This is a genomic window from Variovorax sp. W1I1 (assembly GCF_030815625.1).
Lineage (GTDB): Bacteria > Pseudomonadota > Gammaproteobacteria > Burkholderiales > Burkholderiaceae_C > Variovorax > Variovorax paradoxus_C.
Genome location: NZ_JAUSWZ010000001.1, coordinates 1,364,035 through 1,377,732, shown reverse-complemented (window position 1 = coordinate 1,377,732; position 13,698 = coordinate 1,364,035). Strand labels below are relative to the sequence as shown.

Annotated in this window: 19 protein-coding genes; 8 read left to right on the top strand and 11 right to left on the bottom strand. The window is 67.3% G+C overall.

The window, feature by feature from the left end; genetic code table 11:
- Positions 1–43 precede the first annotated feature (43 nt).
- Positions 44–1,357: an MFS transporter gene (locus QFZ83_RS06450; RefSeq protein ID WP_307504007.1), complete on the top strand. Its 1,314-nt coding sequence runs from the start codon at positions 44–46 to the stop codon at positions 1,355–1,357.
- Between the two features lie 47 nt (positions 1,358–1,404).
- Complete coding sequence (locus QFZ83_RS06445) at positions 1,405–2,508, top strand: M14 family metallopeptidase (protein ID WP_307504004.1); 1,104 nt, start codon at positions 1,405–1,407, stop codon at positions 2,506–2,508.
- Between the two features lie 25 nt (positions 2,509–2,533).
- Here the strand turns inward: QFZ83_RS06445 and QFZ83_RS06440 are convergent, their stop codons facing one another.
- Genes QFZ83_RS06440 through QFZ83_RS06425 form a run of 4 tightly spaced genes read right to left on the bottom strand, consistent with a single transcriptional unit; the run spans position 2,534 to position 4,977 of the window.
- A complete protein-coding gene (locus tag QFZ83_RS06440; protein ID WP_013542585.1) occupies positions 2,534–3,331 on the bottom strand; it encodes an enoyl-CoA hydratase/isomerase family protein in 798 nt (265 codons plus the stop codon).
- Between the two features lie 60 nt (positions 3,332–3,391).
- Positions 3,392–3,820, bottom strand: coding sequence for a hypothetical protein (locus tag QFZ83_RS06435; RefSeq protein WP_306883207.1), 429 nt, complete (start codon positions 3,818–3,820; stop codon positions 3,392–3,394).
- A gap of 57 nt (positions 3,821–3,877) precedes the next feature.
- A complete protein-coding gene (locus tag QFZ83_RS06430) occupies positions 3,878–4,702 on the bottom strand; it encodes a hypothetical protein (protein WP_307504001.1) in 825 nt (274 codons plus the stop codon).
- Between the two features lie 2 nt (positions 4,703–4,704).
- The gene (locus QFZ83_RS06425) at positions 4,705–4,977 is read right to left on the bottom strand and encodes a DUF2164 domain-containing protein (RefSeq protein WP_307503998.1); all 273 of its coding nucleotides are present in this window, start codon (positions 4,975–4,977) and stop codon (positions 4,705–4,707) included.
- A 102-nt stretch (positions 4,978–5,079) separates the two neighbouring features.
- Here QFZ83_RS06425 and QFZ83_RS06420 point away from each other — a divergent pair, with 102 nt between their 5' ends.
- Together QFZ83_RS06420 and QFZ83_RS06415 are read left to right on the top strand one after the other, a co-directional pair.
- Positions 5,080–6,258, top strand: coding sequence for a YncE family protein (locus tag QFZ83_RS06420; protein ID WP_307503995.1), 1,179 nt, complete (start codon positions 5,080–5,082; stop codon positions 6,256–6,258).
- Between the two features lie 39 nt (positions 6,259–6,297).
- Complete coding sequence (locus tag QFZ83_RS06415; RefSeq protein WP_306883209.1) at positions 6,298–6,510, top strand: hypothetical protein; 213 nt, start codon at positions 6,298–6,300, stop codon at positions 6,508–6,510.
- Positions 6,511–6,570: 60 nt separating this feature from the next.
- Here QFZ83_RS06415 and QFZ83_RS06410 read toward each other — a convergent pair whose 3' ends face one another.
- The 3 genes from QFZ83_RS06410 to QFZ83_RS06400 all read right to left on the bottom strand — a co-directional run bounded on the left by QFZ83_RS06410 (position 6,571) and on the right by QFZ83_RS06400 (position 8,800).
- Positions 6,571–7,479: a DUF808 domain-containing protein gene (locus QFZ83_RS06410; RefSeq protein ID WP_307503991.1), complete on the bottom strand. Its 909-nt coding sequence runs from the start codon at positions 7,477–7,479 to the stop codon at positions 6,571–6,573.
- A gap of 93 nt (positions 7,480–7,572) precedes the next feature.
- Positions 7,573–8,277, bottom strand: coding sequence for a PepSY-associated TM helix domain-containing protein (locus QFZ83_RS06405; RefSeq protein ID WP_307503987.1), 705 nt, complete (start codon positions 8,275–8,277; stop codon positions 7,573–7,575).
- Positions 8,278–8,281: 4 nt separating this feature from the next.
- Complete coding sequence (locus tag QFZ83_RS06400; RefSeq protein WP_307503984.1) at positions 8,282–8,800, bottom strand: GNAT family N-acetyltransferase; 519 nt, start codon at positions 8,798–8,800, stop codon at positions 8,282–8,284.
- Between the two features lie 87 nt (positions 8,801–8,887).
- Here QFZ83_RS06400 and QFZ83_RS06395 point away from each other — a divergent pair, with 87 nt between their 5' ends.
- The 3 genes from QFZ83_RS06395 to QFZ83_RS06385 are packed head-to-tail and all read left to right on the top strand — an operon-like array spanning position 8,888 to position 9,629.
- Positions 8,888–9,037, top strand: coding sequence for a hypothetical protein (locus tag QFZ83_RS06395; RefSeq protein ID WP_013542593.1), 150 nt, complete (start codon positions 8,888–8,890; stop codon positions 9,035–9,037).
- On the top strand, positions 9,034–9,345 hold the full coding sequence (locus QFZ83_RS06390; RefSeq protein WP_013542594.1) for a VF530 family DNA-binding protein: 312 nt from the start codon (positions 9,034–9,036) through the stop codon (positions 9,343–9,345). The genes QFZ83_RS06395 and QFZ83_RS06390 overlap by 4 nt, the downstream gene beginning before the upstream one ends.
- Positions 9,342–9,629 (top strand): 2Fe-2S iron-sulfur cluster-binding protein, encoded by a 288-nt coding sequence (locus QFZ83_RS06385; RefSeq protein ID WP_013542595.1) that lies wholly within the window; start codon positions 9,342–9,344, stop codon positions 9,627–9,629. Before QFZ83_RS06390 ends, QFZ83_RS06385 begins: the two co-directional genes overlap by 4 nt.
- Before the next feature lie 2 nt (positions 9,630–9,631).
- Here the strand turns inward: QFZ83_RS06385 and QFZ83_RS06380 are convergent, their stop codons facing one another.
- Positions 9,632–10,918 (bottom strand): MFS transporter, encoded by a 1,287-nt coding sequence (locus QFZ83_RS06380; protein ID WP_307503979.1) that lies wholly within the window; start codon positions 10,916–10,918, stop codon positions 9,632–9,634.
- Positions 10,919–11,009: 91 nt separating this feature from the next.
- Between QFZ83_RS06380 and QFZ83_RS06375 the strand changes: the two genes are divergently transcribed.
- Positions 11,010–11,672: an RluA family pseudouridine synthase gene (locus QFZ83_RS06375; RefSeq protein WP_307503977.1), complete on the top strand. Its 663-nt coding sequence runs from the start codon at positions 11,010–11,012 to the stop codon at positions 11,670–11,672.
- Here the strand turns inward: QFZ83_RS06375 and QFZ83_RS06370 are convergent.
- The 3 genes from QFZ83_RS06370 to QFZ83_RS06360 all read right to left on the bottom strand — a co-directional run bounded on the left by QFZ83_RS06370 (position 11,659) and on the right by QFZ83_RS06360 (position 13,263).
- Positions 11,659–12,099 carry a universal stress protein gene (locus QFZ83_RS06370; RefSeq protein ID WP_013542598.1) on the bottom strand — a complete coding sequence of 147 codons (441 nt, stop codon included), beginning with the start codon at positions 12,097–12,099 and terminating at the stop codon, positions 11,659–11,661. The two genes, QFZ83_RS06375 and QFZ83_RS06370, sit on opposite strands and share 14 nt — an antisense overlap.
- Before the next feature lie 127 nt (positions 12,100–12,226).
- Positions 12,227–12,985, bottom strand: coding sequence for a 2OG-Fe dioxygenase family protein (locus QFZ83_RS06365; RefSeq protein WP_307503975.1), 759 nt, complete (start codon positions 12,983–12,985; stop codon positions 12,227–12,229).
- Complete coding sequence (locus QFZ83_RS06360; protein ID WP_306883216.1) at positions 12,982–13,263, bottom strand: DUF427 domain-containing protein; 282 nt, start codon at positions 13,261–13,263, stop codon at positions 12,982–12,984. Before QFZ83_RS06360 ends, QFZ83_RS06365 begins: the two co-directional genes overlap by 4 nt.
- Positions 13,264–13,698: the final 435 nt, after the last annotated feature.

Genomic DNA, 13,698 nt, shown 5'->3' with positions numbered 1-13,698 from the left:
CGACCTTCCGACCAGATCACACACAAAGCACAACTGGAGAGACATGAGCATCCCAAGCACGCAGCCCTCGTCCGCCCGCCGGCGACAGACCATCGTCGCCACCACCATCGGCAACGGGCTCGAGTTCTTCGACTTCACGGTCTACGGGTTCCTCGCGCTCGTGATCGGCAAGCTCTTCTTTCCGACCTTCAATTCGTACGGCCAACTGCTGCTGACGGTGGCGAGCTTCGGCGTCGGCTTCGTCATGCGGCCGCTGGGCGGCATCGTGATCGGCGCCTACGCCGACCGCGCGGGCCGCAAGAAGGCCATGACGCTCACCATCTTCCTGATGGCGCTGGGCTGCGCGCTCATCGCCTTCACGCCCACCTACGCGGCCATCGGCGTCGCGGCGCCGATCGTCATCGTGCTGGCGCGGCTCATCCAGGGCTTCTCGGCCGGCGGCGAAGTGGGTGCATCGACCACGCTGCTGGTGGAACACGCCACGCCCGCCAACCGCGGCTACATGGCGAGCTGGCAGTTCGCGAGCCAGGGCCTGGGCGTGATGCTCGGCGCCATCGTGGTGGGCGCGCTCACCTTCTCGCTCACGCCCGAGGCGATGCAGAGCTGGGGCTGGCGCGTGCCTTTCATCATCGGCATGCTGATCGCGCCGGTGGGCATGTACATCCGCCGCCACCTCGAAGAATCACTGCACATCTCGCCAGAGCAGGCGGCCGCGCCGCGCGAGAGCAGCCTGAAGATCGTCTGCACGCAGCACGGCAAGACGGTGCTGGCCGCAATCTTGGCGATCGTCGGCGGCACCACGGCCGCGTATGTCGTCACCTTCTACATGCCCACGTATGCCGTGCGCGAGCTGGGCCTCACGCCCTCGGTGGCACTCTTCGGCGCGGCGCTCACAGGGTTGCTCTCGTTCGCGCTCGCGCCGTTCGTAGGCAAGCTCTCGGACATCGTCGGCCGCAAGACGCTCATCTTCTGGAGCCGCATCGTGATGGCGATCCTGATCTACCCCGGCTTCCTGTGGCTCAACGCCTCGCCGACGCCGCTGGTGCTGTTCGTCGTGCTCGGCGTGTTCAGCGTCGGGCTCGTGGTGCAGACGGTGCCGGGCATCACGATGCTGCCGGAGATGTTTCCCAAGCGCGTGCGCGCGAGCGGCATGTCGCTGGTCTACAGCGTGGGCGTGGCGCTCTTCGGCGGCTTCGCGCCGTTCATCAGCACCTGGCTGGTCAACGCCACCGGCAGCAAGCTCGCGCCGGCCTGGTACCTCGTGGCGATGACGGTGATTTCGCTGGGCGGCCTGATCTGGCTGCGCGACCACACGGGCCGCGACATCGACGCCGCGGACGCGCACGCGCCGGCCTGAAAAAACATTCCCACGATTCCCACGTACACGCCCAGGAGCCCCACCCCATGCAAACACAACGCACCGCCGCCACGCGCTATTTCTCCGGCACGTATGTCGAAGCCCGCGCCAAGTTCCTCGACGCCGCGGCACAACGCGGCGCGGCCATCGAATCGTTCGTGCATCCCGCGCACCGCGGCGCGCTCGGCGAAGAACTCGCCACCGACGTGGCGCTGCTAGGCGCGAAGGACGCGAAGAAGGTCTTGCTCGTCACCTCGGGCACGCACGGCCCCGAAGGCTTCTGCGGCTCGGGCGCGCAGGTCGCCACGCTGCACGATGCCGACCTGCTCTCACGCCTCGAACAGGCCGGCGTGGCGCTGCTGCTGGTGCATGCGGTCAACCCGCATGGCTTCTCGCACCTGCACCGCACGAACGAAGACAACATCGACCTGAACCGCAACCACATCGACTTCAATGCGCCGCTGCCGGTGAACGCCGGCTATGCCGAGGTCGAGCCGCTGGTGCTGCCCGCCACCTGGCCGCCGACACCCGCCGACGACGCGGCCGTGGCCGCCTACATCGGCAAGCACGGCATGACCGCCTTCCGCGCGGCCGTGACCAAGGGCCAGTACACCTCGCCCGACGGCCTGTTCTACGGCGGCACCGCGCCGTCCTGGAGCAACAAGACCATTCGCGCGATCCTGCGCAAGTACGCGGCATCGGCCACCCACCTCGGCTGGATCGACGTGCACACCGGCCTCGGCCCCTACGGCCACGGCGAGAAGATCTACCCGGGCCGCAACACGCCCGAAGACCTCGCGCTGGCGCATGCCTGGTGGGGCGCCGACGTGTTCGCGCCCTTTGCCGGCGACTCGGCATCGGCCGACGTGTCGGGCCCCGTCATCTCGACCGCGTACGACGAATGCCCGAACGCCCGCGTCGCGCCGATGGGCCTGGAGTTCGGCACGCTGCCCGATCTGGAAGTGCTGCTTCGCCTGCGCGCCGACACCTGGCTGCGCCGCCATCCCGAGGCGCCGGAAGCGCAGAAGCGCGAGATCCGCCAGGGGCTGCGCGACGCGTTTTATTGCGACAACGACGAGTGGAAGGGCATGGTGCTGGGGCAGACGCGCGTCGTGCTGCTGCAGACGCTCCAGGGCCTGAAGAAGGCCTGATCCCGCAGGCCGGACTTCGTCTTCTTCAGCCGAAGTTCGGCGCGCGCCGCTCGCGCAGCGACGCCACGCCCTCGCGCACATCGGCCCCCGCGAAGCCCATGAATTCGAGCGCCAGCGAGGCATCGAAGGTCGGCCCAGCCTGGCGCAGCCAGTTGTTGAGCGCGTACTTGGTGAAGCGGATCGCGCTCTGGCTGCCGGCCGCGAGCCGGTCGGCCACCTCGTAGGCGCGCGGCAGCAGGTCGGCCTCGTCCACCGCGAGCGACACCAGGCCGATGCGCTCGGCCTCCTCGCCGCTCACCGGCTCGCACAGCAGCAGGTGGTACTTGGCCTTGGCCATGCCGCACAGGAGCGGCCAGACGATGGCCGCATGGTCGCCCGCCGCCACGCCCAGTCGCGTGTGGCCGTCGACGATCTTCGCGCTCTTCGTGGCGATGGAAATGTCGGCCAAGAGGCCCGCCACCAGCCCCGCGCCCACGGCCGGGCCGTGCATGGCGCTCACGATCGGCTTGTCGCAGTTGATGATGTTGTAGACGAGGTCGCGCGCCTCTTTCCACACGCGCTGGCGGATGGCGTCGTCGGTGGCCATGTCCTGCACCAGCGAAAGGTCGCCGCCGCCCGAGAACCCCAGCCCTTCGCCCCTCAACACCGCGCAGCGCACCGTGTCGTCGGCCGAGAGGTCGCGCCAGATCTCGGCGAGTTCGCGGTGGCCGTCATGGCCGGCGGTCGGCAGCTTGCCGTTGGACGCGCGCATCTGGATGTCGAGCACGGTGCCGTTGGCGCCGCGGCGGGTGATGGCGAGGGTCTGGTAGCGGGTGTAGTCCATGGTGTCTCCGTCCTGCGCCCGAGAGACGAGGACTTTTTTCTTCGTTGAAAGATCGGACCGCTATTTTTGCGCCGCCAGTTCGCGGCACTGCTTCACATTGGCATCGAAACGTGGCGCCAGCCCCGGCTCGCAGACCTCGTCGCCGGGCGTCAGCTTGCACATGCCGACGACCACATAGTCCATCACCGCCGAGGTGCACATCGGGTAGGCCGCGAGGTCCGGATTGGCCTTCACCTTGAAGCCCCAACGCTCGGTGAACTGCACCGTGCGCGCCATCGCGCCGTGGAAGAAGCTGCGGTCCCTGGCGGCGATGGCGGCCTCCATGCGCGGCAGCTCCTCGTTCAGGTAGCCGGCGGCGTCCAGGGGAAATGCCGAGGGCGGCTCCTGCTGGGCGACTGCGAGGGATGCGGCCAGCACGAGCGGCACGGCGACGAGGGTTCGCAGCAGCGAAGAAGGCGAAAAGCGGGTGGGCAGGCGGTGGAGTTGCATGGCTTGGGATTCTGCAACGTTTGGAAGCATCTTTGAATGGCGGGCGATGCGTGCGCGCTACGCTGGGACTTCGACAAACCGCAGATCGAGCCCTTCGCAAGCGGACCGGGCAAGCACAAGCTCATCGGGCGCGGAGCCTTCCAACCAATGTCGCGCGGACAGAAATGCTCTGGCTTCGGCCAGCGACCGAACGCCGAAGGTCAGCGACTCGATCGTCTCGATGCCGCGCGCACCCGCCACGACGTGCAATGCGATGTCGGGCGTCAACGCGATGGGCGTTTGCTGCGAACCGGTCAATGCACGCCACGCCCGTTCGGCTGTCGGCACGTCGGGCACCGCGAGCCGCACCTGGGCCAGTCCGACGAGGCCCAACGCGCCGCCCGCGCACCGGGCGAACATCGCCTCGTCCCTCGCCTTGCGCTGCAGGGCGTCCAGCTTTTCCTTCCACGGATAGATCGTGTCTTCCGCACCCCAGGCGCAAAAGAAGACGCAGCATGCGTCGGAAGAAACGTCGAGCACCACCGAGTTCGTGAAGTTGTCGACCAAGGTACCGTCGTCCTTCTGCGTGCGGAACGCCTTCGGCGCCTTGCATTCGATGCCCCGCTGCGCCAGCCCTGCAATGCCGGCCTGCAAGTCCTCGGGGTCGAGCGCGAGGCCTTGCACGAGGGGCAGCGGCACGTCCGAAGGCAGGTCGGCATTGCTCGCCGCCGCCCAGATCTCGAGGTTGGTGTTGCCGACATTCACCCAACCGAAACTCGCGAAGCCGCTGTGCTGCAACGGCCAGGACACGGGCAGCCCGAAGGCTTCACCGAAGAGCGCGTACAGCGGCTCGGCAGCCTTCGCGCGGATGACGATGTGATCGAGGCTGCGGTATGGCGCCACGTCTAGCGGCCCTTCTTCTGCCTGTCGAACTTGCGCCAGTACTGGAACTCGTCCTCGTGCACTTCCAGATCGACTTCCGAGATGCGCGACTGCAGCCGCTCCTGCACCTCCGCCACGGCCTTGTTGTAGACGATGGGACCGACCTCCTCCAAGAAGAAGCCGAGCAGCGCGCCGGCCGCTATGTTGCCGATCTTCTCTTCCATGTTCTCGTTGAAATAGCGCTCGATCGAGGCGATGGCCTGCTGGCGCGCTTCCTTGGATATCTCGATGGTCATGCGGCTTGCTCTGGGGTGTTCGGTCGAACGATTGTGCCGCTACGATGCGCAGCGGCCACTCGGCGCGCACGACAACGACACACAACAACGGAGACACGCACCATGAAGTTTCACCCGGCCGCATTGGCCGCCCTTGCCCTGGCCGCGCTCTCGGGCTGCACCAACCTCACCCCCACCATGCCGCAGCGCCAGCTGATGATCGTGGCCAACGACGAGAAGCAGTCGTGGAACGACGCGGGCGCCGTCATCCTCGGTCCCATGGGGCGCGACACGGTGCAGGTGCTCGACATTGGCACCGACCCGCTCGCACCGAAAGTCGTCGGCACGCTGCAGCTGGACAACACCATCGCCGGCCCGCCGACCAACCTTGCGATCACGCCCGGCGAAACGCTCGCGCTGGTCGCGAACTCGCTCAACGTGGTCGAGGAAAACGGCGTGAGGAAGCAGGTGCCCGACAACCGCCTCTTCGTGATCGACCTCACCACCACGCCGCCCAAGCTCATCGACACGCTCACGTTGGGCAAGCAGCCTTCGGGCCTCTCGATCAACCGCGCGGGCACGCTCGCGCTGGTGGCCAATCGCGCCGACAACTCGGTCAGCGTGCTGCGCATCGCGGGCAAGAAGGTGACGCTCATCGACACCGTGGCCATGAACGATTCGGTCGCGCACGTACGCTTCACGCCCGACGGCAAGCGGGCCCTGGTCGCCAAGTTCCCGGCCCACAAGATCGCGCTGCTCGAAGTGAACGGCGAGAAGGTCAGCTACAACAAGGTGGACCTCGCGGCCGGCCTCTGGCCCTACAACGTGGACGTCACGCCCGACGGCAAGCTCGCGCTCACGGCGGACAACGGCAACTCGGGGGCGTCGGACGGGCAGGTCGACACGGTGAGCGTGATCGACCTGGAAGCCGCGCCGCCGCGCGTGATCGACAAGGTGGTGGTCGGCGACGGACCCGAGGGCCTGGCCGTGAGCCCGACCGGCCGGCATGCAGTCGCGGTGATCCTGCGCGGCAGCAACTCGGCGAAGAACGCTTACTTCTACAACCGCAACGGCTCGGTCGTGCTGCTGAAGATCGACGGGAAGAAGGTCACGCGCGCCAACGAGGTGGTGGTGCGCGGCCTGCCCGAAGGCGCGGTGTGGAGCGCGGACGGCAAGTACCTCTACGTGGGGAATTTCATCGACCAGGACATCACGATCCTGCGGGTCGATGGGGATACGCTGGTGCCGACGGGGAAGTCGTTTGAACTGCAAGGGCATCCTGCGGCGATGCGCGGAAAATGACGCGCTGACAGATCAATCCGCACCATCGAAGAACAAGCCATGGCCAAGCCCCAACGACAACTCCGCACGCTCGAACGCGGCATCCTCTGCCTCGTGATCGGCGCCGCCGTGCTGCTGGCGCCCCGCTTCCTGCAAGGCACGCGCTGGTTCGAGATGGTGGCGGGCGCCTACATCGTCGGCTGGTTCGCGCTGGTGCTGGGCATCGCGCTGGTCGGCGTCGGCCTGTTCCAGCGCAACAAGCCGCGCTCCTGAAAAAGAAAAACCCGCCTTGCGGCGGGTTTCAGCGAGAGGGACGTGCTTGCCGCAGCAGGCTCAGCCCTTCTTGCCGCGCAGTTTGCCGACGAGCTCCACGACCGCCAGCACGATCGCACCGGCGACAAGGCCCACGACGGCGTTCACGCCCATCGAGCCCAGCGTGCCGAACACGCCGCCCGTGGCCTTGGCCCAGTCTTCGACGGCGTGGCCAAACGCGGGCACGCCGTGCACGAGGATGCCGCCGCCCACGAGGAACATGGCGGCGGTGCCGGCGACCGACAGCGCCTTCATGAGCCAGGGCGCCGTGGCGAGGATGCCGCGGCCCAACGCGCGGGAGGCGGCGCTCGCGCGCTGGCTCAGGTAGAGGCCCGCGTCGTCGAGCTTCACGATGCCGGCCACGAGGCCGTAGACGCCGATCGTCATGATCAGCGCGATGCCGACCAGCACGCTCAGCTGCGTCGTGAACGGCTGGCCCTGCACGGTGCCCAGCGTGATCGCGATGATTTCGGCCGAGAGGATGAAATCGGTGCGCACGGCGCCCTTGATCTTGTCCTTCTCGATCGCCACCACGTCGACCGCCTCGTCGGCCACGGCTTGCTCGTGGCGCTGGGTGTCGGCGTCGTGTTCCTTCTTGTGCAGGAACTTGTGCGCGAGTTTTTCGGCGCCCTCGAAGCAGAGAAAAGCGCCGCCGACCATCAGCAGCGGCGTCACCAGCCAGGGCAGCCAGGTGCCGATGGCCAGCGCCGCGGGCACCAGGATGGCCTTGTTGATGAACGAGCCCTTGCAGACCGCCCAGACCACCGGAATCTCGCGCTCGGCCCTGACACCGGAGACTTGCTGCGCATTGAGCGCGAGGTCGTCGCCGAGCACGCCGGCCGTCTTCTTGGCGGCGACTTTGGTGAGGATCGACACGTCGTCCAGGACGGTTGCGATGTCGTCGAGCAGCAGGAGCAGGCTGGTGGCCATGTGAAAAGGTCAGTCTGAAAAAGAATCGGCGAGCTTAGCCGCAGCGGCTGCAGGCACTTGCAATAACCGTACGCGGCAGCCTCGGGACGGCGATCAGAGCGCGCTGAACGCGATGGCCAGCATCGCGGCAAGCGATGCGCCGAACAGCGCGAGGCCGACGCGGCGGCGGCGGTGCGTGAGCATCCACAGCGCCACGCCCGAGACCGAGAGAAAGATCAGGCTGCCGGCCAGCGTGTCGACCAGGAGGATCCACGCGAGCGGCATGCCGCCGCCCTTGTGCATGCTGGTGAGCGTGGCGACGAAGCCGTTGTGCGTGGTGTTGACGCCGACCGAGCGGTTGCCCTGCCAGTAGTCGGCCTGCACGGTTTCGTTCGGGCCGCCGAAGTTGAAGACCCAGTGCGCGGGCTGCGTCAACGCGGGCGCCGACTTGTCGCTCTTGTCGGCCCAGGCCACCGGCTTGGCCGGCTCGACGCGCGATGAATTGGGCGGCCCGCTCATGCGCAGCGCGCCTTGAAGCCACTGGCTCATCGCCTCGGGGGTGTCGGGCACCGGGTCGGGCAGCGCCAGCTGGGCCCGTGTGCGCTCCTGGGCCTGCGGCAGCTTGAGCACGTTGCGGTGGTTGAGCCAGATGCCGCTGAAACCGAACAGGAGCCCCAGCACCGCGCCCCAGAGGCCGAACCAGCCGTGGGTGCGGCGAATCCACTGCACGACGGTCGTGCGGCGCCGGTGCGCGAGCACGCGCGCTGCATGGTTGCCGTTGTGGCCGGCGTCGGGCGTTGTCGGCAGCGGCGGCGTCATGGAATCAGGCGACGCTGCGCTTGAGGCGAATCTCTTCGATGCGCACCGTGCCCAGCAGCGTGGTCTTGGCGGTCTTCATCTCGCGCTTGAAGCCTGCGAGTTCATGAAAGCGCATGGCGCGGTCGTTGCGAATCGGCACCCAGATGGTGACCGTGGTGCAGCCCTCTTCCTCGAGGCCTTCGCGCGCGGCGTCCCAGAGGGCCACGCCCACGCCCTTGCTCCAGTGCTCGGGCTTGACGTAGATGGCCCAGATCTCGCCCGTGGTGGACGGCGTCTTGGGGTCGCGCGAGCGGTCGAAGCCGACGAAGCCGACGATTTCGCCGTCCAGCGTGGCGACCTGCACTTGCGGTTCGCTGAATTCAATGGCTTCGCGCCACTTGGCTTCGCGGCTGGCCGGGGCCAGCGTGCGCAGCTCTTCTTCGGGGAGGATGCCTTCGTAGGCGGCCTTGGCGGCCAGGGCATGGACTTCGGCGACGGCCTTGGCGTCGCGCATCGTGGCGGGGCGAACTTCGTAATCGGACATGAATGCGGGGAAATCGGATGGAACCGGCTATTGTCGCCGCACCGCTAAACTGCCCGCTGCATCCGTAGCATCAACTGGAGAAAAGTCATGGCCAAGAGTCAGCAACGCAGCACCAAGGAAGCCAAGAAACCGAAGAAGGACACCTCGCCGCCCAAGCCCGTGGGCACCGGCGGCATCGAGCCGGTCCGCACGATCACCACCGCGGTGATTCCGCGCGGCAAGCTCAAGAACAAGTGACCGACGAGGCACCGGCCGGGGCCCCACCGGCCCCGGCGCCTGCAGCCAAGCCGGCCCAGCCGCGCAATCCGCTGCACGGGCTCACGCTGGAGGCCATCGTCACCTCGCTGGCCGACTGGTACGGCTGGGAACACCTCGGCGAGCTCGTTCCCATCCGCTGTTTCCAGATCGACCCGAGCGTGGGCTCCAGCCTCAAGTTTTTGCGCAAGACGCCGTGGGCGCGCGAGAAGGTCGAGAGCCTTTATCTCTTCATGCTGCGCGAACAACGCCGCGAGCGGCAGCAGCAACAACAGCCTCCCCAGGAATGAAGGTCCGACTCGAGCCCTCGGGCCTCGACTTCGAGACCGAACCCGGCACCACGCTTCTGAAAGCCGCCGAAGCGGCCGGCATCGAACTGCCGAGCTCCTGCCGCAACGGCACCTGCCGTACCTGCATCTGCCAGTTGGTCTCGGGCCATGTGCGCCACATCATCGAATGGCCCGGCCTGAGCTTCGACGAGAAGGACGAGGGCTGGATCCTCCCCTGCGTGGCGGAGGCGCTGGACGACCTCACGCTCGACGCACCGAAAGCCTTTTCGGTTTTCCAGGACTAGGACTAGGAGGCCGGCCCCGCTGGCTTGGCGCCGGCAGGCATCGCCACCACGAGCCGATCGCGCTGTGCCAGCGACGGGAACAGCTTGAACCACGTCAGCGCCACCAGCATCGTTCCCACGCCGCCCACCACCACCGACCCCACGGGCCCGAGCAGCGCCGCCGTGGCGCCCGATTCGAATTCGCCGAGCTGGTTGCTCGCGCCGATGAAGATCGAATTGACTGCGCTCACCCGCCCGCGCATCGCATCGGGCGTCTCCAGCTGCACCAGCGTCTGGCGGATCACCACGTTGACCATGTCCGCCCCGCCCGACACGGCGAGCGCGATCAGCGAGACGATGAAGCTCCTGGAGATGCCGAACACCACCATGCACAGGCCGAAGAGACCGATGGCCAGCAGCAGCGTGCGCCCCACGTGCCGCTCGACCGGCCGCCGCGTGAGTGCGATCGACATCACCAGTGCCCCCACGGCGGGGGCGCCGCGCAAGAGGCCAAGGCCCCAGGGGCCGGTGTGCAGGATGTCCTTCGCATAGATCGGCAGCAGCGCCACCGCGCCGCCCAGCAGCACCGCGAACAGATCGAGCGAGACGGCGCCGAGCACGGGCTTGCGCTTCCAGATGAAGTCGACGCCCGCGAACACCGTGGCCAGCGTGACCGGCTCGCGCGCGGCCAGCGTGTAGGCATAGCGCAGCCGCAGCACCAGCACGCAGGCGACGACGAAGAACGCCACGCTCGCGCCGTACACCACCGACATGCCCGCCACGAACAGCAGCCCGCCGAGCGCCGGCCCGCCGATGATCGCGCCCTGCATGCCGGCCGAACTGAAAGCCATCGCCCGGGCGAGCATCGAGGGCGGCACCAGCAACGGCGTGAGCGCCTGCTGAGCCGGCATCTGGAAGGCGCGCACCGCGCCGAGCACCAGCGAGAGCCCCAGCAGCAGGCCGCGCGTGTCGTGCTTCTCCATCACGGCCAACAGCAGCACGAGCCCCACCAACGCCTGCACTGCGAAGCACGCCGCCACGATGCGGCCGCGGTGGTGGCGGTCGACGATATGGCCGGCCAGAAGCGCCAGCAACAGCGCGGGAACGAATTGGTAAAGCCCGACGAGGCCCAGGTCCCAGGCGCTGTTGGTGAGCTCGTACATGTGCCAGCCGATGGCCACCAGCAGCATCTGCGAGGCGGCGGTTCCGAAGAGCCGCGCCGTCCACATGTGCATGAAGGGGCGCTCGCGCGTCAGGTCGGAAAAGCTGGGCTGCGGGGAGGAAGCGGAGGCGGGAGCGGGGCCGGACATTCGGTCGAGGATAGCCGAGCCTCCATGAGCCGCGCATGAGCAGGGTGCGACGCTCTTCCCTGCGCCTCTCCTCTCTACACTCTGCTTCCCCATGACCGCGCCGCCTCTCCAACCGATCCACGAAGACGTCCACCTGCTGGTGCTAGAGAAGCCCGCGGGCCTGCTCTGCGTGCCCGGGCGCGGCGACGACAAGCAGGACTGCCTGAGCGCACGTGCCATGCATCGATGGCCCGATGCATTGATCGTCCACCGGCTCGACATGGCGACCAGCGGCCTCGTGGTGATGGCACGCAGCCTCGAGATGCAGCGCGCATTGAGCGCCGCCTTCGCCGACCGACAGGTGCACAAGCGCTACGAAGCCATCGTCGATGGCGCGATGCCCATGCGCGAAGACTGGTCGATCATCGATGCGCCCTTGATGGCCGACTGGCCGCGCCGCCCGCTGCAGAAGACCGACCCCGCGGGCAAGCCCAGCCTCACGCGCTGGCGTGCGCTCGCGTCATCGATGCAGGGGGAGTTCAGCGCGACCCACGTGCTGCTCGAACCAGAGACCGGTCGCTCTCATCAGCTGCGTGTGCACCTGCTGTCGATCGGTCATCCGATTCTTGGCGATGCGCTTTATGGCGATGCAGCGGTGCAGGCGCGTGCGCCGCGGTTGATGCTGCATGCGAGCGAACTGGCGTTCGTGCATCCGGCGACGCAGCAGTCCCTTCGTTTCGAAAGCAAGTCCGGCTTTTCGCTCAGCCGCCCTTGACTACGAGCACCGGCATGGTGGCGTCCTGCAGGACGCGCTGCGTGACGCTGCCCAGCAGCAGTTTCTCGATGCCGCTGCGGCCATGCGAGCCCATCACGATCAGGTCGGCCGCGATCGCGATGGCGGTATCGACGATGCCTTCGTGCACCACGTGGCCGTCGATCACGCGCTGGTCGCTGTGCAGGCCTTCGGCCGCGAGCGCCGCAACGCCGCGTGCCAGCGCCGCATTCGCGCTCGCGGTGGCAGCGGCGAGGTATTCGTTCTGGCCGAGCGCATAGTCCGCGCCCACGCCGATGAAGGGGTAGTTGTCGATCACGTGAATCAGCGTGATGCGGCTTCCGAAAGCCAGTGCGAGGCCACTGGCCTTGCTGACGGCGAGCATGGAAGTTTCAGAACCGTCGATGGGAACCAGGATGTGATTGAACATGGCGGACCTCGCTTTCGTTCGCAGACAGACACGGCTCGAAGTCGAACCGGGTCCCGAATTTAACCGCTACACCGGTGGGTGGCTGTAGGACTCGGGCCAGCGGCACCCAAAGTACCGCCAACGGACGTCAATCGCCCTGGAAACCCTGTGATCGGCAGGTGATCACGAGCGTATCGCGCCAACCTTCGCCGGCCTCTTCGAGCGGCTGGATCGGTGTCGATTCGTGAATGACGCGTGCATCGTCGAGCACGAGCAGCGTCCACGGCTCGGTCATGGTGAAGCGCTCGCCGCGGCGGCCGTTGGCCTCGAACACGCGCGTCTCGCCGCCCTTGATGCCTTGACGGCCGACCAGCGCGACGGCCACCAGGTCGACGCCGTCGCGGTGCGCGCCCTCGGGGGTCGGACGGCCGATGCCGCCGGCGGTGTCGATGCGGAACTGATGCGCCTCGACGAACCATTTCTGTGGCGCACCCCGCATGTCGCTCGCGGCCGTACCGAGGCGCTGCAGCAGGCGCTGCCACACCGGCTGCACGATGGTCTCGGCGAGCATCGGCGCGAACCAGCGCTGCATGCCGCCGTGCAGCGCGTTGTATTCGACCGGCTGCCAATGCGCGCGATGCGGCACCTGTTCGAGCGTGGCGTTGTCGTCGCCGGCCTCGACGGTGAAGCATGCATGGCGGCGCGTGCGGTAGCGGCCGCCGTCCTTCAGGTACTCGTCGGGTGGAAGGTCATTCCAGTCCGCATGCAGTGCCTCGAGCTGCGAGAGCGGCGCGCCGAGCCAGTCGCTGACGCCCTGGGGGCTCAGCACCGCGTAGCCCTGTTCACGCAGCGCGGCGGGCAGTTCGGCAGGGTCGATGAACGGCGGCGTGAAGGCGGCGGTGGTCACGCGCTGACCTTCACGTCCTTCCAGAACGCGACGCGGTCGCGAATTTCCTCGGCTTCGGGCTTCGGGTCGGCGTAGTACCAGGCGGCGTCGGTGTTGAGCTCGCCGTTGACCAGCAGGGAGTAGTAGCTCGCGGTGCCCTTCCAGGGGCAGGTGCTCTTGTGGTTGCTGAAGGTGACGTGATCGCGGTTGAGCGAACTCATCGGGAAATAGTGGTTGCCTTCGACGAGCACGGTGTCGTCGCTTTCGGCGATGGTGACGCCGTTCCAGGTTGCTTTCATTTGTCTTGGTCTCCAAGGGGAGGGTGGCGGGGGCGCGTTCCGTTGCGCTGCCGCACGGGGCTTGGCTATTGTGCCGTTGCTTGGCACGGTCGCTTTTTCATTGGGTCGTATGAACCTTATTTGGATGTTTGTTTTCCGAGGCCGGGTCTCGCCCCGGCGGGCGACCTACTTTTCTTTGCTTCGCCAAAGAAAGGTAGGCAAAAGAAAGGCGACCCTGCTGTCTGCGTCCCTCCGCTTCGCTGCGGGCAACCTGCGGTGCTCACGTTCCGCGGGGTCTCGCCCAAACTCGCTTCGCTTGTATGGTTGAGGCGCTGGGGTGGAGGGACTCGCTTCGCACTCGGCCGCGGCAGCGGACCGACAGTTTTGAGATTTCTCCCGCCCCACCTTCCAACGTCGATTAGGAACTGAGCGGAGTTCCGTTTTCGGACGGGACGA